Consider the following 25,305-nt stretch of genomic DNA (forward strand, 5'->3'; position numbering starts at 1 on the left):
CGGGGTGCCTCGGCTGCGGTGGCCGGCGGGCAAGAGCTGCGCCGGGCGTCGACACCGCCGCCGTTGATTCGGGTGGCGCCGGACGGGCGGGGCAGCAGGGCCGATGGACGGGACCAACCGGCGACGGAACCACCGGACGCGGGACAGCCAGTGGCAGGGACGGGCGGTAGCGCTGGCGGGGCCAAGGTCGGCGAGGGGCCCCGGGTTCTCCGAGGCCCCTCCCGTCTGCGTTACCGGGGCGGGAAGCTACGCGGGTGCCGCTCGCGGTAGGCCCGCTGGGTCTCGGGGCTCGCCTTGTCGTACAGGGCCCACCACACCTCACGAGCCTCGGCGACTTCGCCAGGGATCATCACCGCGTCAGGGTGCGGGACGGCGCCGGGATTGCAGCCGCGAAGGGTGCCGATCGCCTCGTGCACCGTGTTCAGCAGTTGCGTCGGCGCGCGGTGCTGACCTTCGGCGGTCCGGTAGTGATGGGTGCGGGACGCGTCCAGCAAGTCGCCGAAGAGGCGGCCCCGCTGATGCTCGCTGACCCGAACGCCCTTGGCTTCCAGCTCGGCGGCGAGCGCCAACGCCCGCCAGTGGGCAGCCTGGTTCAGGATTCCCTCGGCGCGCTGAGCTGCCGTGTAGGCGGCCTGCGTGGCGGCCGTCGCTTCGTCCAGGGCGGGGCCGAAGCGGGCGACTACCTCGGCGGCCCAGCCGGCGGCATAGGTCATCGTCAGGCGGTCCGCTTTCCGTGCGGCGTCACTCGCCTCGCGGCGCCGGGCTTCGACCACGGCGGACCGAATCCGGACCTCGGCTTCTTCGTCGGCCTCACTGATCGCCGGAGGGATCGCCGGCCGCTTTGCGCCACGGGCGGCAGCCTGGCCGGCGTCTCGAATGGCCTTCTCGCGCGCAGCGCGGGACGCCCGCGCCTCAGTGCGGTACTCGTCGACAGCATCGACGGCGGCAACCCACGCGGCACGCGCGGTGTCGTACTCGGCCAGCGCGGCAGCCAGGTCGGCAGGGACCTCGACGCCGGTCGGCGGGGCGATCGGCTCGGCTGGGTCCCGGAAGTCGCCCGGGTCGTGGTAGGTGCCGGTCTGCGGGCGCGGCGGAAGCTGCGCCACGACGTCAGCCGGGTTGAACGCGGGGCCGTCGTAGAAGGCAGCACCCGCGCCAGGGGTAAGCATCGGCTGCGGAAGTCCTGGCGTTGGGGCGGGGGCAGTCGTCGGTTCAGGGGCGGTCACGAATGTCTCCTCGGGTAGGGCTGCGACCCCCGCAGAGACGGTCTCTGCGGGGTGGTCGGGGGCGGTCAGATAGGCCAGGTGGGGCAAGGACGGTCAGGCGGTCTCGGGGCCTGTCCCGGGGGCATACGGCGTGACGCTCAACCGCCAGCGCCAACCGCCCGCGACCTTTGGGACGTAGTCGGCGTGGACGCCGTAGGTGCCGGTCAGGATCGGGGCGGCCAGATGGAGGGTCGGCGCGATGTCCTCAGCGGCGTACGGAAAGCCTGTTCGCTCGCGCAGCAGGCGCGCGACGCGTGACGTGTTGGCGTGCGTTGTTCCAGCGTTGGAACCGGCCACGTACTGAGCAAGGACGCGGGCGACGGTCCCGGGTGCGGGGCGGCGGGGTGGGGCGGGCATGGCGGACCTCTCGACGGGGCGGGGCGGTGGGTCGACTCGTAGCCGGGGCCTACGCGGAAGAGACACACGCGGGCCCCGGCCACGGGGAGACGCGCCCGTGTGACTCCGGGGCGGCTGACCGCGTCGACCGACACCGCCCCTGGGCGGCCGACGCGGGGAATGGAGAGAGGCCCGGTGCCTCACGGGCCGGGCCTCTCCGTCTGTCGTGGGTTCGAGCTACGCAGCGGCGCTCTTGCGCGTGCGATACGCGTTCAGGCTGACGACGGACCCGCCGGACGCGCGAGGAACCGGGCGGGGGGCCACCGCGGATTTACGGGCGCGCTGACGGGCGCCGGCCGTCTTCTCGATCTGCGGGCGCATCTCGGCGTACAGCAGCTCGGCGCAGCGCTGAAGCACAGCGTCGGCAAACGTCTCAGCCTGAATCGCGGTCATGCTGCCCTCAGCCCCTCCCGGTCGGACATGCTCTGCACTCGGTCAATCAGCTCGGCGGCGGTCGCGGGGACCGTGTAAACGCGCGCGTTGCCCGTGCCACGCTGTCGGCCCCCGAGGGCGTCGTCAGCGACGGCGTAGAAGGTGCGCGGGCCGGGGACGGCCGGGACAGCGGGGAAGCCGTCTTCGGCCTCGCACTCGGCCCAGCCGGCGGGGTCGTCGCGGTAGGTCTCGACCCATTCGCCGATGTCGGCGGCGGCCCGGTCGTACAGCGCGGGGGCGGCAACGCGCGTGCCGGGTTCGGTCTCCTCGCGCCAGGTCGCTAACCACACTCGGGACGACTCGGTCTCGGCGCCCCGGCGTCCGGCGCGGGACGCCCGCTGACGTTCGGCGGCGCTGCGCTGCGCGGGTCGCTCGCGGCGCTCGATCCGGGGGCGCCAGCGAGGGGCAGCTACCCGGACGGCGCGGATGGCATCGCAGAGGTAGCCGGCAACTTCGCCGGGGTCGCCGTCGAGGAGGTACTTCTGAAGGTCGGTGTACGGGCGGCCGGCATCGGGGCGGACCGGGAGCACTTCGAGCGCAGCGCGTAACTCATCGGCGAGGACGTCGAACGCCTCGGGGCACGGGTCGCGGGTCTCGCCGGCACGGCGGCGAAGGATTGCGCTGCCGCTGGCGAAGAGGTCGTGACCGGCGGCGAGGGTCGGCGCGGCGAAGACGCGGGCGAGGACGCGGGGTGCGGGTAACTCGACCGTGTACCCGGCGTCGAGCCGACGTCGCCAGGGGGCGTCAGCACGAGACCCGGCGCGGCCTCTGTCGCGGAGGGCTGCCAGGGCGTCAGCGGGATCTAATAAGGGGCCATCGGCTGCGGCCACGGCTACTCCGTTCGTCGGGTACGCCAGGGCGGCGGGTGCCGCGCGGCGGGCTTGGGTCGGCTGTGGTCACAAGATGAGTCGGCCAGGCAGGCGGCGGCTGTTCACGCGGGCCGTTGGCCGGAGGGTGAAGAGCGGGCGGGAGTTACGGAAGGCGTCACAGGTGACGTTCCGACGTCACCCTCTATTACCTCTTCAAGGCGGCGGCGTCGTCGTCTAACAGGACTATGAGAGAGAACCCCAGAACGTCACTCGTGACGCCTTCCGTAACTCTCGGGCCATCCCCGGCGCCCCCTCGGCGGCCGACACGGCGAAGCCCGCCCCGCGTCCAACGCCGTTCGGGCGCAACGAACCCGGGCCGGGCGTCAAAGAACGGGCGTCGCCCAGTGCAGGAAGCGCCGGGCGAGGTCGGCCGGCGGCGTGCCGCTGTCCAACTCGGCGAGCTGTTCGGCGGCCTCGGCCTTCAGCGTCTCCAAATAGACCATGAGGGCCGTCCGGTTCTCGCGGTACTCGCCGAGGAGGCGCAGCTTCGCCGGAGAGCAGGGCCATGCGATCCCGCACGACTGGCAGCGCCAGGTAGGCCGGGACGGTAGGTGCGGCAGGATGCGGCGGGGAGCCATCAGCCGACCCGCGCGGGCGTCCGGGGGAGCGGCCGGCGGACGGCTCGCACGGGCGCGGGCGGGGCGTCGAGCCAGCGGACCCCCTCGCGCCGGACGAACAGCTCGCGCTTCGCGACGGCGCCGCCCTTCCCGTCGAGCTGATAGCCCTCGAACCACGTCCACCCGTCGTACGTGTAGCGCTCCGGGATCTCGCGGATCACGCGCACGCGAAGCGGGGTCACGAACTGCGGCGAAGCCTCGCGGGTCAACCACACGACGTCACCGGCCTTCAGCCGGCGCAGGGCGGACGCGGGAGCGGTCACCAGCGGCCCCCGTTCGCGCGGAAGGCCCCGGCACGGGTCAGGCGCCCGGCGCGGCCGATGGTGTCGACCTCGCGCGTCGGGGCGTTCCAGCGCGGGGCGCGGGCGGTGGCGCGGGCAGGGGCAGGTGCGAATCGGTCAGGGCAGGGAGCCGTCAGGCCACACGAGCAACGGCGCCAGAGCGACCGCCAGGTCCGGCGGTGGCGTGGGGCGAGCGGCACGGGTTTGTGTGTACGGCGCGTGGGCATACCGTCACATTGGCTGACCGTTGACAGGTAGTCAACCCCCTCGGTGACAAGTTGCCTACCCGTGTCGCCGGAAGGTCCGCCCGTGCGAGTTATGGCGCTTTCAGAGGTTGCCCACCACCTGGGCGTCTCGCGCCAGCGCGCCGCGATCCTGGTTGACCGGCCCGACTTCCCCGCACCCATCGACACGCTGACCGTGGGCCGCATCTGGGATGCCGCCGAGGTCCGGGCGTACGCGCAGCGGCGTGGACAGCGGCTCGCGGACGAAGAGCCCGGCTGAGGCGAAAATGCCGACGGACGCACCGCCAGAGGCTGTCGCGGAGCCACTGCGCGTTGGCGGGGTGCCATGTGATGTCGGGCACAAGCTGGTGCCGACTGGGGCTCTCCGTTCAGCCGTATTCATTTCCATTCAGTCCGGAGCTTGCTCAGACAGGGTCGGGTGACGCGTCGGGCGCACCGACCGACTTGACCTCCGACCCGCGACGGTCTGGAATGGATACACCACTGGAAACAGCGTGAGTCGCCTACAGGTTGGGTTCGACTACCGAGCCGGTATCGAAGGCGGCAACTGCTGCTCGTGTGAAGGAGGCCGTCGCCTGTCCCGTCGTGGTCGTCAGCGCCGAAAGGTGCAGGAGGGGCCGAAGGGAGGTGATCAAGTCGAGCAGAGGGAGGAAGCGCCAGAGTAGAAAGATGATCCTGAACCCGCCCTTCGTGCTGAGCAAATGGCAGCGCGGGGCGATGGGCACAGCGATCTCATTGCAAGTGACGTACTGGGCGCTGAAGGTTGCCAGCATTATCAGGGACTTCATGCGGGGTGGACCCGTCTGACCCAACCGGGTTGACGAGCCCACGCCAGCAACCACAAGCCGTCGCCATGAGTTGTCAGAGGCCCTAGGCGACTAAGCCCTTATTCCGGTGTAGCGCGTTGTAGCGCTTAGAGCGCTACAACTCGCTACATCCCGAGTGTAGGTCCCCGCAGGAATGAGTCAACGCAGTGGCGGAGATTTTCGCCCTGCGGTGTAGGCATCGCAGGCCGGGGGTGCTGTCGACTGCCCGGTGCGCGAGAGCTCCCGTCCCCACGCCGGGGGCGGGCGCTTCGCGTTGGGTGACACGCCGCTACAGCGCTAGCGCTGTCGGTCTTCGCGCCATCTGCACGGCGATCGGTCGAAGCCAAGCATCCGCCGAGCGGCTAGATCATCCGCAGCTAGGCCCATCGCCGGACATCTACGGGTAACAATGGGTACGCATCCCATACTCACTGCCAACGTTCCCGTTACAGCACGTGGGCTACAGCGCTAATCGGCCGCAGGACGTAAGCCGGCGGCGTCCGTACCGTCCCCTGACATGACGACCGAAGAGCAGACCAGCAGCACGCCGCGCGACCGGCACGGCGTGACCCTCGAATACCTCCGGACAGTCCCGGGCGTCCTCGGCGGCCTGGCCGGCGTACTCGGCGCGGTGACCGCACTTCTCGCGTTGCTAGTCCGGTGACGGCAGGTTGTCTAGGAAGGACGACCACGCCGCGAAGCCGTCATCATCGGGCCGCAGCACCTCGTACCCGGCCTGCACGGGGCCGTCAGGCGTGAGGCCCATCCGCCGGACCAAGATTGACCCATCCGGCATCCGGCGCGGGATCGGGCCGGGCGGCGGCCATACGGCGTCCATGGGCGCTTCGCGGTAGGGCATGGGGCATCCTTTCGACGGCCGGGGCCGACCGGCGCGTGTCCGGTCGGCCCCGAGGGTGGGTCAGGCGGTCGCCAGTGCCGGCACTGGCGCCGGCCGTCGGCGCCGTGTCGGCACCTTGTCGGCAGGCAGGTACCGGCGGACTGTCCGCTCACTAACGCCCAGCCGCGCGGCGATCTGCGCCGGGGTCGCGTCCGGCGTCTCGGCCAGCACTGCCGACACCCTGTCGGCAGTCTTCGGCGGTGCCGCCACCGGATCGGGCGGGGCGGGCGTACCGCCTGACGTCCTCGGGCGTGTGTCGGGCGTGCTCCGGGCGTCACCGCCCGCCTGCCTGACGCGCTCGGGCGTCGCCCCGGACGGCGGGCGTGCACGCCGGGGCCGATCGGACACGTACCGGTCGGCCCCAGGGCAGCGCGGGCATGCTGCGCCAGGCGTTGCGCTCCGACACGCCCAGGCGGGCGGCGATCTGCGCGGGCGTGGCCTCGGGCGTCTCAGCCAGCACCGCCGTCACGCTCTCGGCGATGCTGGGCGGCACCGCCAGCAACTCGGGCGGTGCCGACAACCGCGACCAGGGGCAGCGCCTCCGAGCGCCGGGCGCCAGGCGGCACGGCGGGCGGAGGCGGGCGGGCGCGGGCGTACTTCGGGCGGGGCTCGGGCGTCCTCGGGCGGCGTATGGGCGGCACGCCCGAGGACGCCCGGCGGGTTAGACCTCGCTCAGGGCCTCGGCCAGGGCCACGACTGGCACGCCGAACGCCTCGGCCATGGCAGGCTCCCAGAGGTCGCCCGACCCCGGCAGGGTCACGACCAGGTCCGCGCACGCAACGGCGGCGAGGTCGTCGTCAGCAGCGGCGAGCAGATCGTCAACGCTCGCCGAGGACGGGACGAAGGTCGCCGAGGTGACGAGGAAGCCGGCGGCGAGCAGGGCAGCGACGGCGGCGGCAAGCGCGGCGGCGCTGCGGGCGGGGGCGGCGACGTAGCAGCGGATAGGGTTGGACATAGCGGAACCTCCGGTGTTCCGTTAGGGCCTCCAGCCGGCGGCGGAATCGCTCGGCCGGGGGCCTGCCTTATTTGGTGGTTGGTACGGGTGGGGTCTCAGGCGCTGGGTCGCGAGGTCGTACCGTCAGCCCAGGTGATCAGCAGTCGCTCGGCGGGCTTGAAACGTACGCCACGGGTACCCGCGCGGGTAGCGGTGACCTTGGCGACGGCGAGGCCGAGGAGATCCGCGCGCTCGCGCTCGGGCAAATCGAAGAACGCGGGTACGCTCTGCGCTAGGTCGAGGAGGGGCGAAATATCTGCCTCGGGATCGGAATACGGGCTAAGGCGTCCTCGGCGGCCTTAACCTTCGCGCGCAGCTCGGGCATGACCTCGGCGGCGTCCTCCTCGGTGAACGCCCCCGAGGCGGCGAGACGGCGCACGCGGGCGAGGTCGGCGCGGGCAGCGTCTAGGGCGTCCTGGGCGGCGTCACGGGCGGCTATGTCGTCTGGGGCGACGCGGGCGACCCACGCATCGGCGACGGCCTCTAGCAACGGGTCACCAGGCTCCAGGGCGGCGAGGCGGCGAAGGAAGGCGAGCGACACGGCGTCGTCGGTCTCGGCGGTGGGGGCGGTGAATCCGGCGCAGCCTCGGCCGTTGCCGTACCGCCCGCAGCGGTAGACCTTCTTACCGGTGGCCCCACTCTGCGCCGTCCGACCGTCGCACTCGGGGCAGCGCAGGACATCGGCCAGCAGCGCAGCCGAGCGCCGGTCGCCACGCCGGACGAACCGCCCGCCCTCAGCGAGGGTCGCCGAGCGGCCGTCGAGGGCGCTCAGGATGCGGGCACGCTCGCCCGGGGTGATGACGCCTTCGCCGACGCTGACGGTCTGCCCGCGCTCATCGCGGAAGGGCTCGGCGACCGTGGCCCATCGGCCTGTGGGCGTGCGTTCGCGGATGCTTTGAAGACCGGCCCAGCCGGGCGAGCGGACCATGTTCGAGACTGTGCCTATGCCCCAGGATTTACCGCGAGGGGACGGGATCTCGTCGTCGTTAAGGCCCTTCACGACCTGCCAGATCGTCCGCCCGGCGAGCAACTCGTCAGCGATGCGCCGGGCGACCGGGTAGCAATCGGGTTTGCGGGCGAGTTGGCCGTCAGCGATGCGCAGACCGAACGGCGGCGGCCCGCCGAGCCAGCGGCCCTCAGCCCGCCGAAATCGCTTCGTCCGGCTGACCCGGCGCGACAGGTTCTCGACCTCCTCGCGGGCGATCTCGGCGCGGATGATCAGTTCCAGCCGGCGGCGTGGGTCGCCCGTGTCGGTGCCGTCCGCGCCGACGATCCGCCGAGAACCGTCGGCGTGCTCGTCCAGCAGTTTGCCGATCTCGACCGCGCCTCGGCGGTCGGCCCGGTCCAATGACCAAGTTAGGAGGGTGCGGAAGAGGTCACCGACTCGGAGCCACTCCAGGGCCTTTTTCCACTCGGGGCGGGCCTTCAACGAGAACCGGGATGCCCCGGTTCCCTCACGCTCGATGAAGACATACACGACGATGAGACCGAGTCGAGCGGCCAGGTCGCGCAGCTCGTTCTCTTGCTCGGCCAGCGACCGACCGTTGCGGGCGTCGCCCTCGGCGTTCCGGTGCGAGCGGCGCAGGTAAAGGGCACAGCAGCGCGAAGGGTCTAGCGGATCAGGGGGGCGGGTCATGCGGCGAGCGTAGGGACGAGGTCGTTAGACCGTCAATGACGTCCAGAAGTCGGCGATCACGATCTTGCCCCGCAGATCGGACAGCTTCAGCTCTCGCCCACCCGTGTTGAGCCACTGCCGGCCCCGCAGTTCGGGGGCACGTACGCGCGGTGTCGTTGCCATGCCCGCCAGCCTGCCACGTCGGGCTCGCGTGAAGTCGGACGGTACGGGAGGTGGCGCTTTTCCGTTCCCGTACCACGGCGCTGCCGGCCGGAGAGACGACGGCGGGGCCACGGTCTCCCGTGGCCCCGCCGTCGTCTCTGTCTGCTACTGGCCCGCCGGCTTGAGGCAGAGCACGCGGTTCGTCCCGCCGCCCTTGAGCTCCACGTGCGGCTGGGTCGGGTCGGCGCACTTGTCCTTGGCGTCCACCTTGGAGACCACGGTGAAGGCACCCGCCTCGCCGCACTCCGCCGCCGCTGCCCCGGCCTCGCCCGACTTCTTGACGCAGCTGCCGACCGCCGGGTCGAACGCCGGGGCCGGGTCGTCGCCGCCGACCTTGCCGAGCAGCATGAGCAGCCCCAGCGGCACCGCCAGGATGAGCACCGCCGCGACGAGCACCGCGGCGAGCACCCGGCCGTTGCGGACCTTGGGCGTGGGGGCCGGCTCGGCCTTCGGCTCCGCGATCGGCTTGAACGAGTCGAAGCGGTTCTGCTCCTGCTCCGGGCCGCCCTGGTCCCAGGGACCGGGCTGCTGCGGGGGCGGCGGGAACGCCGACGGGAACGCGCCGCCCGACGTGGGCGCGGCGGTCGGGGCGGGCCCGTAGCCGGGTGCCGCGCCGGCGGCGTTCGGCGTACCGAAGGGGTCTGCGGGCCGGTCGGCGCTGTCGTGCGGCCGGACCCCGTTCACCGGCCGGTCGCTGGCCGGCGGGTCGACGAAGGACGGTACGCCCGGCGGGAAGGCCGGGGGCGCGGCCGGCGAGGCGGGCGCCATCGGGGCGACCGCGCCGAAGACGGCGGTTCCGCTCGGTGCCCGGTCCCGGTCGTCGAAGCGACCCTCGGGGCCCTGGTCGAACCGGTTGTCCTGACCCTGGTCGAAGCGCGGCTCCTGGTCGAAGCGCGGGTCGGGGCCCTGGTCGAAGCGCGGGTCGGGGCCCTGGTCGAAGCGCGGGTCCGGTCCCTGCTCGAAGCGCGGGTCGGGTCCCTGGCCGAAGCGCGGGTCGGGTCCCTGGCCGAAGCTGGGCGCCGGCGCGTGGTCCGGCCGGTGTCCGCGCGGGTCCTCCTGCTCCGGCTCGTCCGCCGGCTCAGGGCGGGCCGGTCGGCCGTACACCCGGGGCTGCGGCGCGGGCGCACCGCCCGGTCGCAGGGCCTGGTCGGTCGGCGGCAGCACCCGGCTGGCCAGCGGCACCGAGGCGCTCGCCGAGACGCTGCCGGCGGCCGGTTCGGCACCCTCCGGCGACGCTACGGACGCCCGCCCGCCCACCTCCGGCGAGGTGCGCGGCGCGGGGACCACCGGACCGGCGGGCGACTGCGGCTCGTCGTGCCGGGAGCCGGCCTGGACCCAACCCGGCTGCTCCTGCTCGTACGCCGGCAGGCCGCCTTCCCGGCCGGGCTGCTCGGAGGCGAACTGGGCCGGCGGCGCGTAGTCGACGGGCGGGGCGGAGGCCAGGCTGGCGCCGGGCACCCGCTGCTCCTGCGGCGGCAGCGGCACGGCGTTGGCCGGCGAGATGCCGGGCCCCGGTGCGGGCTGGTAGATCGGCGGCTCCTCGGCCCGCTCGGGCTCCCAGCCGTTGCCGGCCCGGCCCTGGGCGGGCTCGCCCGCCTCCGCGCGGCCCCACGCCTCGTCCGCCGACCACGGCTCGACGTCCGGTACGGCCGGGCGCTCGGCGGCGTTGCCGGCCCACTGCGGCGGGTTCTCCGCAGCGGGAGCCCACGGCTTCGGCCCGCCGTCGCCGGGTGCCGGGACGGCGGCGCGACCGGGCGGGGTGGAGGTGGGCTGCGGGGCGCCCCAGCCGTTCGCGTCCTGGTCGTCGGACTGCGAGGGCACGGACGCGGCACCCCGTGCGGAGCGCTCGTCCCGGGCCGGCCACTCGCCGCCCTGGGGCTGGTCGTCCCGGGGCGCTTCGTCGCGGGAGGCGGCCCAGGCGCCACCCGGAGGCTGCTCGCCCTGCTGCTGGTCGCCGGCCCAGCCGCCGGAGCGGTTGGGGTCGTCCTGCTGCTGTCCCGGGTTCCAGCCGTTGGCGGGATCCTGAGGGGACTCGGCGTTCCAGCCGCCGGAGCGGGAGGGGTCGTCCTGGGCGGGCCAGGGCTGGGGGGTGGGTGCGGGTGCGGGCTGCGGGACCCGGGCGGCGCCGCGCGCGGCGGGCTCGGGCTGCGCCCAGGCGGGGGACGCCTGCTCGCCGGATCCCCAGGCGGGCTGCTCGGCCTGCTGCTGGCCGCCGGGCCAGCCGCCGGAGCGGTTGGGGTCGTCCTGCTGCCAGCCGCCGGAGCGGTTGGGGTCGTCCTGCTGCTGGCCGTCGCCCGGGCGGTCGGCGTCGTTCTGCTGCGCGGCCCAGTCGCCCTGCGCGGGCCGGTCGTCGGGGGTGGCGCCGCCGGCCCAGCCGCCGGGTCGGGGCTGCTCGTCCTGCTGCTGCTGCTGGCCGCCGGCCCAGCCGCCGGAGCGGTTGGGGTCGTCCTGGGCGGGCCAGGGCTGGGTGGTGGGTGCGGGCGCGGGCTGCGGGACCCGGGCGGCGCCGCGGGCGGCGGGCTCGGGCTGCGCCCAGGCGGGGGATGCCTGCTCGCCGGATCCCCAGGCGGGCTGCTCCGGGGCGGCGTGCGGCGGCTGCGGGGCGGCGGCAGCCCAGGCCGGACCGGCCTGCTCCTGCGCGCCCGGCCACGGCTGCTGCGGCTGCGGCGACGCGCCGGACGGTCCCCACTGGCCGGACTGGGCCGGGTCGGTCTGCTGCGGCGCCTGGGCGGCCCACGCGGGGGCCGGCTGCTGCTCACCCTGCGCGCCCCAGGCGGGCGGGTTCGGTCGCTCCGACGGGGGCGGGGGTGCCCAGCCCAGATCGGGGGCGCCGGCGCCGTAGCCGTTGTCCTGCTGTGCCGGGCGGTCGCCGTACGGCGCCGGTCCGCCGGCGCCCGGCGACACCTCGTCCGGCTGCTGGCCGGGGTGGTGCGTGCCCTCGGACGTCATGCGTGCGCCTCCTCCATCACCTGTCGGCCGCCACTGCCGATCGGTCTTCTCGGCAGGGTGGCCGGCGTCGCCGGTGTACCGGCCGTGCCGGCTCCCCGCACCGTATCCGGTGACCGCCCGAGGGCGACCGGGGAGCACGATCGTCACTCCCCGTGGCCGGATGGTGTCGAGCGGCTTCTATCGACTCGACTGCTCCGGGTCGGCGGGCGACGACCGAAGCCCACCGTACCGGGCGCTGGGGCGAGGTGGAATCCCGGTGTCAACCGCTGCGAAACGCCGATGACCCGCCCGGGCGGACCGGGCGGGTCATCGATCTGGAGGAGGTGAGAAAGGTTCCGGGCGTCAGCTCATGTGACGCTGGGCGATGGCGAGGATCTCTTCGCGGACCGCGGGCGAGTTGGCGGAGCGCAGCGCGTGCTCGATGGCACGGGCGCGGCGGTTGGCGTCGCGGCGGTTGCGGATTCGCTCGATCATGCTCATGGGTCTCTCCTCCTGGCTATTCGGTTGTCAGCCCCTTGATGTCTTCCATTGAACCCCAAGACGGTCGCAACTTCCATCGATTATTAGGTGAGCTGGGACACGGACCGAATAATCGAAGGTGAAGAGGGCCTGTGACCCACGCAATCCTCTGTCAATGAAAGGCGGCCGGTGTCGGCGTGCGCACGGTCGGTTCCGGGCGTGCGCGCGCCACAAAAGGACACGGCCGGTGTGCCAGGCGTCAACCCGTCGCACACCGGCCGTTCGGCTGGCGTCAGGACCGTCAGGTCCAGGCGAGCAGCGCCGCCTCCGGGTCGGCCAGGAACTCCCCGATGTCGCGCAGGAACTTCGAGCCCAGCTCACCGTCGATGATCCGGTGGTCGAAGGAGAGACCCAGCGTGGTGACCTGACGCGGCCGGACCTTGCCCTTGTGGACCCAGGGCATCTCGCGGACCGCGCCGAAGGCCAGGATCGCCGACTCGCCCGGGGGCAGGATCGGCGTACCGGTGTCCACCCCGAACACGCCGACGTTGGTGATCGTCAACGTGCCGCCGGACATGTCGGCCGGCGACGTCTTCCCGGCCTTGGCCGTCTGCACCAGGCCGGTCATCGCGTCCGCCAGCTCGCGCAGCGAGAGCCGGCCGGCGTCCTTGATGTTCGGCACGATCAGCCCACGCTCGGTGGCCGCCGCGATGCCCAGGTTGACGTAGTCCTTGACGACGATCTCGTCGCCGGCCCAGGTCGAGTTGACCATCGGGTGGCGCTTGACGGCCAGCAGCACCGCCTTGGCCACCAGCAGCAGCGGCGAGACCCGCACGTCGCGCCACTCCCGCCGGTTGCGGAGCCGGTCCAGGGCCTTCATCGCCCGGGTCACGTCGACGGTGAGGAACTCCGTGACGTGCGGCGCGGTGAACGCCGAGCGGGACATGTTCTCGGCGGTGAGCTTGCGTACCCCCTTGACGGGGATGCGCTGCTCGCGGTCCGCGCCGAAGCTCGCGACCGCCGTGGCCGGCGCCGACACCGCGAGCGGCTCGGCCGCCGCCGTGGCCCCGCCAGCCGCCCGCTGCACGTCCTCCCGGGTGATCGAGCCCAGCGGCCCCGACCCGGCAAGCGCGAACAGATCGACGCCGAGATCCTTCGCAAGCTTCCGCACCGGCGGCTTGGCCAGCACGGGCCCGCCCCCGCCGCCCCCGTTGCGTCGATCATGGACCTGTGGTGCCGGAATCGTGGTGAGTGGAGGCGTTTTGTCCCCCACCACAACTGCATGATCGACGGCCCTGGGGGTGGGTGGGGGGGTGAGGGTGTCGGTTCTGCGGGGTCGGCGCTTGGCCGCCGCGGTGCGCGGGCCGTAGCCGACCAGCACGGCGGTACGGCCGCCCGGGGCGGGACCGCCGATCAGGCCCGGCTCGACCGCGCCCTCTGCCGGCGCGACCTCCACCGCGGCCAGCGACGCCGCCGACGGGGTCGGCAGGGCCGCGTCCGGAGCGCCGGTCGTCGACGCCTCGATCGGGCCGGCGCCCGGGTCGGTGTCGATCGCGATGATCGGCGTGCCGACCTCGACCGTGCTTCCCTCCGGGTGGAAGATCGACTGCACCTGGCCCGCCCACTTCGCCGGGATCTCGACGGCCGCCTTGGCCGTCTCCACCTCGACGATCGGCTGGTTCAGCTCGATCACGTCGCCGACCTTGACGAGCCACGCGAGGATCTCGCCCTCGGTCAGGCCCTCGCCCAGGTCGGGCAGGTTGAACTCCTTGATCCGCGACATGCCGCTCACCAGCCGAAGGTGCGGTCGACGGCGTCGAGCACCCGGTCGAGGTCGGGCAGGTACTCCTCCTCCACCCGGGCGGCCGGGTAGGGGGTGTCGAAGCCGGTCACCCGCAGCACCGGGGACTCCAGGGAGTAGAAGCACTCCTCGGTGATCCGGGCGGCGATCTCCGAGCCCAGGCCCAGGTTGCCCGGGGCCTCGTGCACGACCACGCAGCGGCCGGTGCGCTTCACCGACTCGTAGGCGGCGGTCAGGTCCAGCGGGGAGAGCGAGCGCAGGTCGATGACCTCCAGCTCCCGGCCGTCCTCGGCGGCGGCGGTCGCCGCGTCCAGGCAGGTCCGCACCATCGGCCCGTACGCCAGCACCGTGGCGTCCGTGCCGGGCCGGACGACCCGGGACGAGTGCAGCGGGTACGCCCCCGACAGCGGGCCGTCCAGCTCGACCGGGCCCTTCTCCCAGTAGCGCCGCTTCGGCTCCAGGAAGACGATCGGGTCGTCCGAGGCGACGGCCTGCTGGATCATCGTGTACGCGTCCTGCGGGTTGGCGCAGGACACCACCTTCAGGCCGGCGGTGTGGGCGAAGTACGCCTCCGGCGACTCCGAGTGGTGCTCGACCGCGCCGATGCCGCCGCCGAACGGGATCCGGATGACCATCGGGATCCGCACCTTGCCCTGCGAGCGGTAGTGCATCTTCGCCACCTGCGACACGATCTGGTCGTACGCGGGGTAGACGAAGCCGTCGAACTGGATCTCGCAGACCGGCCGGAAGCCGCGGATGGCCAGGCCCACCGCGGTGCCGATGATGCCGGACTCGGCGAGCGGGGTGTCGATCACCCGCTGGTCGCCGAAGTCCTTCTGGAGGCCGTCGGTGATGCGGAAGACGCCGCCGAGCTTGCCGACGTCCTCGCCCATGATGACGACCTTCGGGTCGTTCTCCAGGGCCCTGCGCAGACCGGTGTTGAGGGCCTTGCCGAGGGTGAGCGTCTCCGTGGCCATCAGTGGGCGCTCCCCTCGAACGACTCCATGTACTTCGTGAACTGCGCCCGCTGCTCGTCGAGCTCGGGCGACCCGTTGGGGTAGACGTGGTCGAACATCGTCACCGGCTCGGGGTTGGGCATGGCGAGCACCCGCTCGCGCAGGTGCACCGACTCGGTGCGGGCCTGCTCGTCGACGGCCGCGAAGAAGTCCGCGTCGGCGATCTGCTGCTTCTCCAGGAACGCCTTCATCCGGGCGATCGGGTCCTTCGCCTGCCAGGCCTCGACCTCGCTGGCGATCCGGTAGCGGGTCGGGTCGTCGGAGGTGGTGTGCGCGCCCATCCGGTAGGTGTAGGCCTCGATCAGGCTGGGGCCCTGGCCGAGCCGGGCGTTGTCCAGCGCGTGCCGGGTCACCGCGTACGACGCGAGCACGTCGTTGCCGTCCACCCGCACACCGGGGAAGCCGAAACCGCCGGCCCGCTGGTAGAGCGGCACGCGGGTCTGGCGCTCCAACGGCTCGGAGATGGCGTACTGGTTGTTCTGGCAAAAGAACACCAGCGGGGCGTTGAAGACGCTGGCCCAGACGAACGCCTCGTTGACGTCGCCCTGGCTGGTGGCGCCGTCGCCGAAGTAGGCGATCACCGCCTCGCCGTCCTCGGTGCCGGTCTTGCCGTCCATGTGGACGCCCATGGCGTAGCCGGTCGCGTGCAGGGTCTGCGCCCCGATCACGATCGTGTACATGTTGAACTTGAACTCGTTCGGGTCCCAGCCGCCCTGGTCGACGCCCCGGAACAGACCGAGCGGCATGATCGGGTCGATGCCCCGGCAGTAGAGGACGCCGTGCTCCCGGTAGGTCGGGAAGGCCATGTCCTGCGTACGCAGCGCGCGTCCCGAGCCCACCTGCGCGGCCTCCTGGCCCAGCAGGCTGGCCCACAGGCCCAGCTCGCCCTGGCGCTGCAACGCGGTGGCCTCGGCGTCGAGCTTGCGGACCAGCACGAGGTCGCGGTAGAGCCCGCGGTACTCCTCGTCGGTGAAGTCGACGCGGTACTCGGTCCCGTCCGGGCCGGTCGCGCTCTCGATCCGCTCACCCTCCGGGGTGAGCAGCTGCACCAGCTGCGGGTCGCCGGTCGCACCCTTCTTGGACCGGGGTGCGGCCCGTCGGCCGCGACTGGAGACCCCGGGGTCGCCCTTTGCCATCCGTCTCTCCCTGTCTGTCTGCGTCGGCACCGGGGGGTCACCCGGCCGCGCAACTCGTGCGCCTGTCCGGCTGGTGCCGGACGGGTTCCTGGCGGCCGCGCCTAGCCCCGGTGGGGGTTGCCGCGCGGCGTGAGCCGGATTCTGGCCGAACCCGGATCGGGAGCGCCGGCGCCCAGCCGCGCCTGCCGCGAGGGTGCGCGGAGGTCGTGGCTGCGTTGCCGTCGTGGTCCATATTCGCATCACACGTGAGCGCGCCCACAGTGCGCCTGTCCCGGCCGCTCGCGGTGGCCCGCTTCGTCGCACGGCGCGCCCGGTGTCCGTTGCATCGACGCGCGGCCGATCCGGCGATGGTTCGTCACCGTTCGGCCAGATACGCGTGTCGACACGCTGTACAGGGTTGGCCGACCGACCGCCACTGGTCCAGGCTGATTGGCGCGGGATCGTCCGCGTCGGGGCGGTTTGCCGCTTCCTCGTGTCCGGGCGGTGCCCCGGGCGCTCGGGCCGGTTGCCGTACCGGCCCGTCCACCGACGGAGTCGACGAAAAGGGGTGTGTGGTGTCCGAGCCAGGCCCAGATCCCACCGTTCCCCTCCTCGGCCGGCACCGGGCCGGCGGCTACCGCCGGCTGGTCGGCGCACACCGTGCCCCCGGCTCGGGCGGGCCGTCCCGGGGCTACCTGTTCACGGTGGCACTGCTCGCCGGCACCGCGTCGATGCCCATCCTCGCCGCGATCAACACCGGCTCCGCCACCGTCGGCAGCACGGCCCTGCCGGACGGCAGCACCCCGTTCCTCCCGACGCCCTCGGTCGGCCCCGTGGTGCTCCCGGTGCCGGCGACGGGTCGCCCCCCGGTAGCCCCGTCGACCCCGTCCCCCGCCGTGGCCGACCCGGGCGACTGGCGGACCGTCGTGCCCTTCCCGCGTACGCCGGTCGTCGCGGCGCCCGCCCCGCCGCCGCTCGGCCCGGCGGCGCGTCCGAAGCCCCCGTCCCGGCCCGGCGGCCGACCGGTACCGCCGCCCTCGTCGCCGAAGCCCTCGGCACCCCCGGCCCCGAAGCCTTCCGCGTCCCCGAGCCCGTCCCCGAAGCCCTCGCCGAGCCCCAGCCCGAGCCCGGCACCCACGCCGACCGGCGAGCCGACGTCGGTGGAGCCGACGAGCACCCTCTCGCTACCGCCGCCCGAGCCCACGGCGTCCCCGGCGCCCAGCGCGTCCCCGGCACCCGACGACCCGACCGCCAGCGCGACCGTCGACCCCGACCCGACCACTGGCGATCCCGGTGGGACCGGGCACCGGGACGGCCGGCCGCGGGTACGGTGACGGTCGACGGCAGGTGATCCACGGCGGGGCCCCGGCCCGGTCGGAGCGCCGGGGTACGGACGGGAACGGTTCCGGGCGACGGCCCGGGGCGGACGGACGCAGAGGCGGGGCGCTGAGCGGGACGGGTGGTTCGGACGCGGAACCCCACAGCCGTCCGGCCGCCCCGCCACCACCCGGCCGGACCCTCCGGCTCGCCCGGTTCGTGACCGAGCTGACCGCGCCCGCGGTGCTGGTCTCGGCGCTGACGCTGGCGGTCGGCTGGCACAGCGCCCGAGGCGCGCACGGGCTGGCCTGGGGACTGCTGGCCACGCTCTTCGTCAGCGGGATCCCGTTCGCGTACATCCTCGGCGGGGTGCGTCGCGGCCGGCTGACCGACCATCACGTGGGGATCCGCGAGCAGCGCCGCGTCCCGCTGCTGTTCGGGCTCTGCTCGGTCGCCGCCGGGCTGGCCCTGCTCGCCGTCCTCGGCGCGCCCCGACCGGTGCTGGCCCTGGCCGCCGCCGGGCTGGTCGGCCTGGTGGTCGCCGTGACGGTGAGCCACTGGTGGAAGATGTCGATCCACTCGGCGGTGGCCGCCGGCACGGTGGTCGTGCTGGTGCTCACGTTCGGGGCCGGGTTGCTGGCGACGGCGCCACTGCTCGTGCTGGTCGGTTGGTCCCGGGTCCGCCTGCGCGACCACACCGTGCCCCAGGTGGTCGCGGGCCTGACCCTGGGCGCCCTGGTGGCCGCCCTCTTCTTCGCCCCCCTCCGCTGACCCCCACCCCACCCCACCCCCACCCCACCCCTCCCACCCTCCAGCGCCGCGCGGGCGGACGACGCCCCGGCGCTCACGCGCGCCCCCCCCGCGGCCAAGGCCGTCGATCATGCAGTTGTGGCGCCCCGCAGAAGCCGCGAAACGCTACTTTTCGCCCACCACAACTGCATGATCGACGCGCGCGGGGGAGGGCGGGGAGGGTGGGGGCGGGGGTGGGGGTGGGGGTGGGGGTGGGGGTTAGGCGGGGTCGTCCGTTAGGCGGTGGCGGTTGGCCTCGATCCAGGCGTCGAGGGCGGCCGGGTCGTCGGGGTCGACGCCGTCGGCCATCAGCTGCGCGACGGCGGCGGTGGCGGGGCTGCGGCGTTCGCCCGTGCTGTAGAGGCGGGCGAACTCCGGCACCATCTCCTCGACGGCCGTGTCGATCTGCGTCGCCGCCTGCTCGGGCAGCCCGCGCTTACGGGCGGCGTAGCCGGCCCAGGCGCGCAGCACCCGGGGCAGCAGTGCGGCGTCGTCCATGTCCAGCACCGCGCGCCGGTGCACCCAGTCCAGCAGGAACAGCCCGGCCACGGTGGGGCTCCACCGCAGCGGGTCGGCGTCCGGGAAGCTGGCCGCGTGGTCCAGCAGCAGGCTGAGGCAGAAGTGCAGCGAGGCCAGCTCCGCCCCGTCGATGGTGTCCAGGCCGAACCGGGCCGCCTCGGGCGAGGCGAGGAACCGGCGGACCAGGTCCGTACGCTCGGCGGCGGAGAGCGGTTCGGCGGCGGGCGCGGGGGCCGCCCCGGCCGCCTGGGGCAGCCGTGCCAGCCGGGCGCCGAGCAGGGCGCGGTCGGTGGCGAGCGAGCCCTCCCCGGGCAACTCGGTCAGGCCGTCGGTGATCGCGAGGTGGCGGGTCACCTCGGCGCGCATCCGGGCCGGCTCCTCGTCGCGGAACCAGGTCAGCTCGTCCCCGGCGCACATCTGCCGGACCTGGTCGAGGATGCGGTCGGGCGGCCCGCCGACGAAGACGTCCTTGGTGATGCCGATGTTGTGGTCGAGCAGCGTCACCACGGCGTGCGCCGAACCGCCGGCCGGGTCGTCGTAGGCGAAGGTCGCCAGGTAGGAGGTCTGGTCGCCGTACACGTCGCCGTAGGACCAGCAGCCGGTCAGGTGCACGCGGCCGAGCTGGCCGGCCCAGGCGGGGGTGGCGGTGCCCGGCCGCACCCGGTCGGTGCCCTCGGCGTCGGGCACCAGCGCGGCGAAGACGGAACGGATGGTGGTCGCCGCGGCCGAGCGGCGGCGGGAGGTGGCGGCCAGGAAGCCGGCCACGAAGTCCCGGACGGCGGCGTCACGTTCGGTCTCCGCGACCGAGTAGACGCTGCCGAGCAGGGCCGCGCCGAGCATCTCCGCGTCGAGGGCGTTGTCCAGCTTGGCCACGTCGCGGGCGGCGTGCAGCACCGCGTCGTACGGGGTCTGAGGCGTTCCCATCCACCGACCCTACGCCGCCGCCCGCCCCGGAACGGTACGAGCGACCCGAGCGTCCGGCCCGCGTCGCGCCGCCACGCCGCCGACCTGCGGTTGTCGTGGCACGGGATTTCGCCTCAGCGGCCGGCGGCCTCCCCCAGGGCCGTACGGGCCTCGGCGTAGGAGGCGAGCACCGTCCGCACCGGGGCCAGCACGTGCTCCTCGCCGACCGTCGCCACCGCGTCCGTGAGGCGCCGCTCGGCCCGGCGACGGGCGCGACGGGCCGCCCAGCGGACGATCGGCCTGGTCAGGGCGGCCACCAGCAGCCCGGCGAGCAGGCCGCCGAGGAGCAGCAGGGTGGGCAGCGGCACCTCGCCGACCATCGGGTGCTCCAGCGCCGGCAGGCCCAGCGCGCGCAGCGCGTAGCCGAGCGCCAGCCAGCCCAGCCCGGCCAGCGCGGCCAGGGTCACCAGCCACTGGAGGCCGCCGACGAACCGCCACCAGAGCGGTCGCCGGTCCATGCCCAGGTCCGTGTTGGCCACCGCGCGGTCCAGCGCGTCCGGCAGGTCGGCGAGGCGGGAGCGGGCGGCGGCGGTCACCGCGGCCGGCCAGGCGGCGGGCAGGTCCGCCCCGGTCCGGTCGGCCACCGACCGGATCGCCAGCCCGAGCGCCGCGCGCTGCGCCGCGGTGGGGTCGGGCACCGAGGTCGCGGCGACGAGGCTCTCCGCCGGTTCGTCGCGCCCGGCGGCCGGGCCGGGCAGGTGCAGCCGGCGCAGCGGGTCGGGCCGCAGCCGCCGCCAGCCCCGGACCAGCGGCCAGCCGGTGGTGGCGGCGCCCCGGTGCCGGTACGCCTGCTCGACCGCCTCGGCGACCGCCGGCACCCCGGCGGCGCCGGCGAGCGCCCGGTGCAGCGCGCTGACGGCGGCGTCGTCGGGCCCACCGGCCGGCGAGGCGCCGCCGACCAGCTCCTCGAGCCCGGCCACCACCGCGTCCACGTCGCCCTGGAGCCGCCGCAGCGCGGCCTGCCGCTCGGCCACCGTGCGTTCCAGCGCCTCCCGCAGCCCGACCATGCCCGCCGGGTCGACGGCGGTGGTCGCCAGCAGCGGTACGCCCTCCAGGCCGTCGGAGTCGAGCAGCCGGCGCAGGTCGGCCAGCACCCGGGGCACCTCGGCCGGTGGCAGCCGGTCGGCCTGGTTGAGCACGACCAGGGTGACGTCCCGGTGCCGGTGGAACTCGCGCAGGTAGTTGGTGTGGATGACACGGTCGGCGTACTTCTGCGGGTCGACCACCCACACCACGAGGTCGACCAGGCCGAGCAGCCGGTCCACCTCCAGCCGGTGCGACCGCTGCACCGAGTCGAAGTCGGGCAGGTCGAGCAGGATCAGACCGTGCAGGGCGGACTCGTCGTCGCCGTCCAGCACGCTCTCCCGGACGAACCGGTGCCGGGGCAGCACGCCCACCCAGTCGAGCAGGCGGTTGCCGCCGTCGAGCGGTCCCCACACGCAGGCGTGCGCGACGCCGGTGGTGGGGCGGCGCACCCCGACCGTGGAGAGTTCCATCCGGGCGAGCGCGTTGAACAGGCTGGACTTGCCGCTGCCGGTCGCGCCGGCGAGGGCCACCACGGTGTGGTCGCGGGAGAGCGCCAGCCGGGTGCCGGCCCGCTCGACGAGGGTGTGCGCCGACACGAGCCGCGCGTCCGGCAGGTGGCCGTCGACGACCGTGAGGAACCGGCGTACGGCGTCGAGGCGGGCGACGAGCGCGTCGGCGTCCACCCGCTGGTCTCCGCGGAACGCCTCGCGCATCCGCCCGACGATGTTGGTCATGACCCTCCGTCCCCGGTGCCGGGCGGGCCCGCGACGGCCGCGCCGGAGAGGTCGCTGCGGTTGCGGGCGATCTCGACCCGGTTGGCGGCGCCGCGCAGGGTCTCCGCGGTGTCCGCGGCGGGCCGCGCCTGCGCCGTCCGGTCCAGGTAGCGGGCGGCCTCGTCGTCGAGCAGGGCCCGCACCCGGTCCAGCAGGTCGGCCCGGGCCTTGGCGGCCAGCGTACGCACGGCCTGGTCGCCGAAGATCGCCTGGAGCACGGTCTGCGCGGCGACGGTCGTGCCGGCCCCGGTGGCCACCTCCAGCCCGGTGGGGATGAACGCCGTCGAGGCGAACACCGCGATCATGACGGCGAGCCCGGTGGCGTTCACCGCGTACGCGGCCGTCCGGGCCACGAAGCGGCGGTCGCCGCCCTCGGCGCGGACCAGCTCCAGCACGCCCCGCTGCCACTCCCGGACCAGCCGCTCGGCCCGTTCGGGCAGGTCGGCGGAGGGGTGGGCCAGCTCAGGTTCGAGCAGCGCCGCCCCGGCGGGATGCGCCTTCCACCCGGTGTACGCGTTCTCGGCCGCCTCGGCGGCGACGCCCCGCAGCAGGGTCACCAGCTGGGACTCGATGGCGTCCCGCAGCTCGGACGCGGGCGCGGGTCGGCCGGTGACCGCCGCCACCACCCGGTCACGGAGCCGCCCGATGCGGGCCTCCATGGTGCGGAAGAACTCGCCGGTGCCGACGAACTCCTGCCAGCGGGCCAGCACCTCGCCGCGGAGCAGCCGGCCGTCCTTCAACCCCTGCCCGACGGTCCGGTACGCCCCCCGGTACGCGGCCAGCACCCGCTCGTCGAGCGCGTCGGCGGCGGCGACCTGCTCCTCGGCGGCGTCGGCGAGCCCCTCGACCGCCGGGTGCAGCGCGGCGAGCGCGCCGTCCAGGGTCTGCCGGACCACGGCGGCGCGGGCGTCGGCGTCGGCGGCCAGCCGGGCGAACCAGGCGGCGAGCGGCGCGGTGACCCGCTCGGGCAGCAGGCCCTGCCCGTCGACCAAGGTCTCCGGCAGCACGAAGAGCGGGGCCGCCCCCAGCTCCTGCGTGGCGAGCATCTCCGACAGGTGGGCGGCGATCTCGTCGGCCGCCTCCGGAGGCACCCGGTCCAGCACCATGGCGATGACCGCGCCCCGGGCCCGGGCGCTGCGCAGCAGCTCCCAGGGGACGGCGTCGGCGTAGCGGGCGGCGGTGGTGACGAAGAGCCAGAGGTCGGCGGCGGCCAGGAGCTGACCGGCGAGGGCCCGGTTGGCGTCGACGACCGAGTCGATGTCGGGGGCGTCGAGGAAGGCCAGCCCGGCAGGCAGGGCCGGGGCGGTCACCAGTTGCAGGGTGCGCGGGTCCTCGCTGGGCTCGGTGGTGCGGGTGAGGCCGGGCAGCAGCTCGCCCTGGCGGAACCAGCCCGAGTCGGCCGGGTTGCAGACCAGCACCGGGGATCGGGTGGTCGGGCGGAGCACCCCGGCGGCGCTCACCCGCGCCTGCACCAGGCTGTTGACAAGCGTGGACTTGCCCGCGCCGGTGGACCCGCCGACCACCACGAGCAGCGGCGCGTCGAGCCGGCGCAGCCGGGGCAGCAGGTAGTCGTCGAGCTGGTCGGTGAGGCTCCCGCCGGCGCGCCGGGCAGGCTCGGCGGAGGGCAGCGCGAGCGGAAACCGGGCCGCCCCGATCGCGGCGCGCAGGCCGGCCAGTGTGGCGGGCAGGCTGTCGTCCCCGGTGGTGGCGGGCCGGTCCTTCCCGGCGTCCGTGGGGCCGGTGCGGGCTGCGACGGTGGGCGTGCCGGCCGGGGTGGCGGGATCGCCGTGCGTCGTCACCGCTAAAGCGTGCCCGACCGACGCAAGGGAAGACAACCGATCGGTACGAACCTGGGGTTGCGTCGGGTCGGCTCAACCCCGACTTGACGATTTCGCGGGGCGTGGCACTATTGAGTCAAGTTCACTCAACTTGTGGTGGGGTCGCTGCGGGCGACGCCCGCCGGGCAGCTCGACGGGCGTCGCCCGTCACCTGCCCACAACGTGATGAAGCGAGGAAGCGAAGATGGCACGTGCGGTCGGTATCGACCTCGGCACGACGAACTCCTGCGTCAGCGTTCTGGAGGGCGGTGAGCCCACCGTCATCGCCAACGCTGAGGGCTCGCGGACGACCCCGTCGATCGTCGCGTTCGCCCGCAACGGCGAGGTGCTCGTCGGTGAGGTCGCCAAGCGCCAGGCGGTGACGAACCCGGACCGGACCATCCGCTCGGTCAAGCGGGAGATCGGCACCAACTGGTCCGTCGACATCGACGGCAAGAAGTACACCCCGCAGGAGATCTCGGCCCGCACGCTGATGAAGCTCAAGCGGGACGCCGAGGCGTACCTGGGCGAGCAGATCACCGACGCGGTGATCACCGTCCCGGCCTACTTCAACGACGGCCAGCGCCAGGCCACCAAGGAGGCCGGCGAGATCGCCGGCTTCAACGTGCTGCGGATCGTGAACGAGCCGACCGCGGCGGCCCTGGCGTACGGGCTGGACAAGGGCTCCAAGGAGCAGACCGTCCTGGTCTTCGACCTCGGCGGCGGCACCTTCGACGTGTCGCTGCTCGAGCTGGCCGAGGGCGTCGTCGAGGTCAAGTCGACCAGCGGTGACAACAACCTCGGTGGCGACGACTGGGACCAGCGGATCATCGACCACCTGGTGAAAACCTTCCGCGGCGAGCACGGCATCGACCTGGGCCAGGACAAGATGGCCCTCCAGCGGCTCCGCGAGGCGGCCGAGAAGGCCAAGATCGAGCTGTCCGCCGCCACCACCACCAACATCAACCTGCCGTACATCACGGCCGGCGCGGCGGGCCCGCTGCACCTGGACGTGACCCTCAGCCGGGCCGAGTTCCAGCGGATGACGCAGGACCTGCTGGACCGCTGCAAGGGCCCGTTCGAGCAGGCCGTGAAGGACGCCGGCATCAAGGTCTCCGACGTCGAGCACGTCATCATGGTCGGCGGCTCGACCCGGATGCCGGCCGTGACCGACCTGGTCAAGCAGCTCACCGGCAAGGAGCCCAACAAGGGCGTCAACCCGGACGAGGTCGTCGCCGTCGGCGCCGCCCTCCAGGCCGGCGTGCTCAAGGGCGAGGTCAAGGACGTCCTGCTGCTCGACGTGACCCCGCTGAGCCTGGGCATCGAGACCAAGGGCGGCATCTTCACCAAGCTGATCGAGCGCAACACCACCATCCCGACCAAGCGCTCCGAGGTCTTCACCACGGCGGACGACAACCAGCCGTCGGTGCTGATCCAGGTGTTCCAGGGTGAGCGGGAGATCGCGGCCTACAACAAGAAGCTCGGCACCTTCGAGCTGACCGGCCTCCCGCCGGCGCCGCGTGGCGTGCCGCAGATCGAGGTCACCTTCGACATCGACGCCAACGGCATCGTCAACGTCCACGCCAAGGACCTCGGCACCGGCAAGGAACAGAAGATGACGATCACCGGCGGCTCCTCGCTGCCGAAGGACGACATCGAGCGCATGCGCCGCGACGCCGAGGAGCACGCCGAGGACGACAAGCGTCGCCGCGAGGAGGCCGAGACCCGCAACCTGGCCGAGGCGCTCCAGTGGCAGACCGAGAAGTTCCTGGCCGAGAGCGGCGACAAGCTGCCGGCGGAGTCCCGTGACAAGATCAACGAGGCGCTCGGCGAGCTGCGCGGCGCGCTCGGCGGCCAGGACATCGAGAAGATCAAGTCGGCCCACGAGCGGCTGGCACAGGTCTCCCAGGAGGCCGGCTCGCTGCTCTACGCCCAGCAGGGCGAGCAGCCGGGCGAGGCCGGTCCGGGCGCGGCGGGTGCCGCGGGCGCCGGGGCGACCGGCGGTACGCAGGCCGGTGGGCCCGCCGGCGGCGCGGACGACGTGGTCGACGCGGAGATCGTGGACGAGGACAAGGACAAGAAGTGACGGTTCGTCCCGGACACGGAACCACGGCAGAGGGA

24 protein-coding genes and 2 pseudogenes are annotated in these 25,305 nt (G+C 73.8%); 5 read left to right on the top strand and 21 right to left on the bottom strand.

The annotated features are described in order from the left end of the window. Positions 1-230 precede the first annotated feature (230 nt). The 6 genes from ACN27A_RS22595 to ACN27A_RS22620 form a co-directional block, all read right to left on the bottom strand. Positions 231-1,226, bottom strand: a complete 996-nt coding sequence (locus ACN27A_RS22595; protein WP_421456671.1) for a hypothetical protein — start codon at positions 1,224-1,226, stop codon at positions 231-233. A gap of 93 nt (positions 1,227-1,319) precedes the next feature. Continuing rightward, the gene (locus tag ACN27A_RS22600) at positions 1,320-1,562 is read right to left on the bottom strand and encodes a hypothetical protein (protein WP_311414358.1); all 243 of its coding nucleotides are present in this window, start codon (positions 1,560-1,562) and stop codon (positions 1,320-1,322) included. 276 nt (positions 1,563-1,838) lie between these two features. After that, complete coding sequence (locus tag ACN27A_RS22605) at positions 1,839-2,054, bottom strand: hypothetical protein (RefSeq protein WP_421456673.1); 216 nt, start codon at positions 2,052-2,054, stop codon at positions 1,839-1,841. Next, positions 2,051-2,923, bottom strand: coding sequence for a hypothetical protein (locus tag ACN27A_RS22610; protein WP_421456675.1), 873 nt, complete (start codon positions 2,921-2,923; stop codon positions 2,051-2,053). Before ACN27A_RS22610 ends, ACN27A_RS22605 begins: the two co-directional genes overlap by 4 nt. Before the next feature lie 362 nt (positions 2,924-3,285). Continuing rightward, positions 3,286-3,540, bottom strand: a complete 255-nt coding sequence (locus ACN27A_RS22615; RefSeq protein WP_421456677.1) for a flavin reductase — start codon at positions 3,538-3,540, stop codon at positions 3,286-3,288. Beyond that, positions 3,540-3,842 carry a hypothetical protein gene (locus ACN27A_RS22620; RefSeq protein WP_421456679.1) on the bottom strand — a complete coding sequence of 101 codons (303 nt, stop codon included), beginning with the start codon at positions 3,840-3,842 and terminating at the stop codon, positions 3,540-3,542. The genes ACN27A_RS22615 and ACN27A_RS22620 overlap by 1 nt, the downstream gene beginning before the upstream one ends. Before the next feature lie 336 nt (positions 3,843-4,178). On the opposite strand from ACN27A_RS22620, the gene ACN27A_RS22625 reads away from it, so the two are divergent. From ACN27A_RS22625 to ACN27A_RS22635, 3 genes are all read left to right on the top strand, one after another. Next, on the top strand, positions 4,179-4,364 hold the full coding sequence (locus tag ACN27A_RS22625; RefSeq protein ID WP_421456680.1) for a helix-turn-helix transcriptional regulator: 186 nt from the start codon (positions 4,179-4,181) through the stop codon (positions 4,362-4,364). Positions 4,365-4,774: 410 nt separating this feature from the next. Beyond that, positions 4,775-4,912, top strand: coding sequence for a hypothetical protein (locus ACN27A_RS22630; protein ID WP_421456682.1), 138 nt, complete (start codon positions 4,775-4,777; stop codon positions 4,910-4,912). A 516-nt stretch (positions 4,913-5,428) separates the two neighbouring features. Next, positions 5,429-5,575: a hypothetical protein gene (locus ACN27A_RS22635; RefSeq protein WP_421456684.1), complete on the top strand. Its 147-nt coding sequence runs from the start codon at positions 5,429-5,431 to the stop codon at positions 5,573-5,575. 255 nt (positions 5,576-5,830) lie between these two features. Here ACN27A_RS22635 and ACN27A_RS22640 read toward each other — a convergent pair whose 3' ends face one another. The 12 genes and pseudogenes from ACN27A_RS22640 to ACN27A_RS22695 form a co-directional block, all read right to left on the bottom strand. Further along, on the bottom strand, positions 5,831-6,157 hold the full coding sequence (locus ACN27A_RS22640; RefSeq protein ID WP_421456686.1) for a helix-turn-helix domain-containing protein: 327 nt from the start codon (positions 6,155-6,157) through the stop codon (positions 5,831-5,833). After that, the gene (locus ACN27A_RS22645; protein WP_421458751.1) at positions 6,084-6,329 is read right to left on the bottom strand and encodes a hypothetical protein; all 246 of its coding nucleotides are present in this window, start codon (positions 6,327-6,329) and stop codon (positions 6,084-6,086) included. Before ACN27A_RS22645 ends, ACN27A_RS22640 begins: the two co-directional genes overlap by 74 nt. A gap of 141 nt (positions 6,330-6,470) precedes the next feature. Continuing rightward, positions 6,471-6,764, bottom strand: a complete 294-nt coding sequence (locus ACN27A_RS22650) for a hypothetical protein (RefSeq protein ID WP_421456687.1) — start codon at positions 6,762-6,764, stop codon at positions 6,471-6,473. 271 nt (positions 6,765-7,035) lie between these two features. Beyond that, positions 7,036-8,439 carry a recombinase family protein gene (locus ACN27A_RS22655; RefSeq protein ID WP_421456689.1) on the bottom strand — a complete coding sequence of 468 codons (1,404 nt, stop codon included), beginning with the start codon at positions 8,437-8,439 and terminating at the stop codon, positions 7,036-7,038. A 24-nt stretch (positions 8,440-8,463) separates the two neighbouring features. Beyond that, a complete protein-coding gene (locus ACN27A_RS22660) occupies positions 8,464-8,601 on the bottom strand; it encodes a hypothetical protein (RefSeq protein ID WP_421458753.1) in 138 nt (45 codons plus the stop codon). 144 nt (positions 8,602-8,745) lie between these two features. Further along, a complete protein-coding gene (locus ACN27A_RS22665; protein ID WP_421456690.1) occupies positions 8,746-11,589 on the bottom strand; it encodes an LppU/SCO3897 family protein in 2,844 nt (947 codons plus the stop codon). Between the two features lie 342 nt (positions 11,590-11,931). Then, positions 11,932-12,069: a hypothetical protein gene (locus ACN27A_RS22670; RefSeq protein ID WP_165947779.1), complete on the bottom strand. Its 138-nt coding sequence runs from the start codon at positions 12,067-12,069 to the stop codon at positions 11,932-11,934. Positions 12,070-12,349: 280 nt separating this feature from the next. Further along, positions 12,350-13,258: pseudogene (locus tag ACN27A_RS22675) on the bottom strand (dihydrolipoamide acetyltransferase family protein); the annotation flags it as partial. A gap of 117 nt (positions 13,259-13,375) precedes the next feature. Next, positions 13,376-13,831: pseudogene (locus ACN27A_RS22680) on the bottom strand (biotin/lipoyl-containing protein); the annotation flags it as partial. Between the two features lie 5 nt (positions 13,832-13,836). Beyond that, positions 13,837-14,826, bottom strand: a complete 990-nt coding sequence (locus tag ACN27A_RS22685) for an alpha-ketoacid dehydrogenase subunit beta (RefSeq protein ID WP_357580647.1) — start codon at positions 14,824-14,826, stop codon at positions 13,837-13,839. Beyond that, entirely contained in the window at positions 14,826-16,001 is a 1,176-nt protein-coding gene (gene pdhA / locus ACN27A_RS22690) for a pyruvate dehydrogenase (acetyl-transferring) E1 component subunit alpha (protein WP_132235260.1), read from the bottom strand. The genes ACN27A_RS22685 and pdhA overlap by 1 nt, the downstream gene beginning before the upstream one ends. Before the next feature lie 670 nt (positions 16,002-16,671). After that, on the bottom strand, positions 16,672-17,262 hold the full coding sequence (locus ACN27A_RS22695; protein ID WP_421456692.1) for a hypothetical protein: 591 nt from the start codon (positions 17,260-17,262) through the stop codon (positions 16,672-16,674). 254 nt (positions 17,263-17,516) lie between these two features. On the opposite strand from ACN27A_RS22695, the gene ACN27A_RS22700 reads away from it, so the two are divergent. Then, complete coding sequence (locus ACN27A_RS22700; RefSeq protein WP_421456694.1) at positions 17,517-18,068, top strand: phosphatase PAP2 family protein; 552 nt, start codon at positions 17,517-17,519, stop codon at positions 18,066-18,068. 237 nt (positions 18,069-18,305) lie between these two features. Here the strand turns inward: ACN27A_RS22700 and ACN27A_RS22705 are convergent, their stop codons facing one another. From ACN27A_RS22705 to ACN27A_RS22715, 3 genes are all read right to left on the bottom strand, one after another. Then, on the bottom strand, positions 18,306-19,529 hold the full coding sequence (locus ACN27A_RS22705; RefSeq protein ID WP_421456696.1) for a hypothetical protein: 1,224 nt from the start codon (positions 19,527-19,529) through the stop codon (positions 18,306-18,308). A 113-nt stretch (positions 19,530-19,642) separates the two neighbouring features. Then, on the bottom strand, positions 19,643-21,328 hold the full coding sequence (locus ACN27A_RS22710; protein ID WP_421456697.1) for a GTPase: 1,686 nt from the start codon (positions 21,326-21,328) through the stop codon (positions 19,643-19,645). Further along, the gene (locus ACN27A_RS22715; RefSeq protein ID WP_421456699.1) at positions 21,325-23,166 is read right to left on the bottom strand and encodes an ABC transporter; all 1,842 of its coding nucleotides are present in this window, start codon (positions 23,164-23,166) and stop codon (positions 21,325-21,327) included. Before ACN27A_RS22715 ends, ACN27A_RS22710 begins: the two co-directional genes overlap by 4 nt. A 223-nt stretch (positions 23,167-23,389) precedes the next feature. Between ACN27A_RS22715 and dnaK the strand changes: the two genes are divergently transcribed. Then, positions 23,390-25,270: a molecular chaperone DnaK gene (dnaK, locus tag ACN27A_RS22720; RefSeq protein WP_421456700.1), complete on the top strand. Its 1,881-nt coding sequence runs from the start codon at positions 23,390-23,392 to the stop codon at positions 25,268-25,270. The last annotated feature ends 35 nt before the right edge of the window (positions 25,271-25,305 follow it).

Origin of the sequence: Micromonospora sp. WMMD737, from assembly GCF_049179055.1 — a bacterium.
Lineage (GTDB): Bacteria > Actinomycetota > Actinomycetes > Mycobacteriales > Micromonosporaceae > Micromonospora > Micromonospora reichwaldensis.

Excerpts from the sequence above, each read along its gene's own strand:
- ACN27A_RS22605 (WP_421456673.1), bottom strand. The coding sequence starts at position 2,054 with ATGACCGCGATTCAGGCTGAGACGTTTGCCGACGCTGTGCTTCAGCGC.
- ACN27A_RS22615 (WP_421456677.1), bottom strand. The coding sequence starts at position 3,540 with ATGGCTCCCCGCCGCATCCTGCCGCACCTACCGTCCCGGCCTACCTGG.
- ACN27A_RS22625 (WP_421456680.1), top strand. The coding sequence starts at position 4,179 with ATGGCGCTTTCAGAGGTTGCCCACCACCTGGGCGTCTCGCGCCAGCGC.
- ACN27A_RS22630 (WP_421456682.1), top strand. The coding sequence starts at position 4,775 with ATGATCCTGAACCCGCCCTTCGTGCTGAGCAAATGGCAGCGCGGGGCG.
- ACN27A_RS22635 (WP_421456684.1), top strand. The coding sequence starts at position 5,429 with ATGACGACCGAAGAGCAGACCAGCAGCACGCCGCGCGACCGGCACGGC.
- ACN27A_RS22650 (WP_421456687.1), bottom strand. The coding sequence starts at position 6,764 with ATGTCCAACCCTATCCGCTGCTACGTCGCCGCCCCCGCCCGCAGCGCC.
- ACN27A_RS22655 (WP_421456689.1), bottom strand. The coding sequence starts at position 8,439 with ATGACCCGCCCCCCTGATCCGCTAGACCCTTCGCGCTGCTGTGCCCTT.
- ACN27A_RS22660 (WP_421458753.1), bottom strand. The coding sequence starts at position 8,601 with ATGGCAACGACACCGCGCGTACGTGCCCCCGAACTGCGGGGCCGGCAG.
- ACN27A_RS22665 (WP_421456690.1), bottom strand. The coding sequence starts at position 11,589 with ATGACGTCCGAGGGCACGCACCACCCCGGCCAGCAGCCGGACGAGGTG.
- ACN27A_RS22670 (WP_165947779.1), bottom strand. The coding sequence starts at position 12,069 with ATGAGCATGATCGAGCGAATCCGCAACCGCCGCGACGCCAACCGCCGC.
- ACN27A_RS22685 (WP_357580647.1), bottom strand. The coding sequence starts at position 14,826 with ATGGCCACGGAGACGCTCACCCTCGGCAAGGCCCTCAACACCGGTCTG.
- pdhA (WP_132235260.1), bottom strand. The coding sequence starts at position 16,001 with ATGGCAAAGGGCGACCCCGGGGTCTCCAGTCGCGGCCGACGGGCCGCA.
- ACN27A_RS22705 (WP_421456696.1), bottom strand. The coding sequence starts at position 19,529 with ATGGGAACGCCTCAGACCCCGTACGACGCGGTGCTGCACGCCGCCCGC.
- ACN27A_RS22710 (WP_421456697.1), bottom strand. The coding sequence starts at position 21,328 with ATGACCAACATCGTCGGGCGGATGCGCGAGGCGTTCCGCGGAGACCAG.
- dnaK (WP_421456700.1), top strand. The coding sequence starts at position 23,390 with ATGGCACGTGCGGTCGGTATCGACCTCGGCACGACGAACTCCTGCGTC.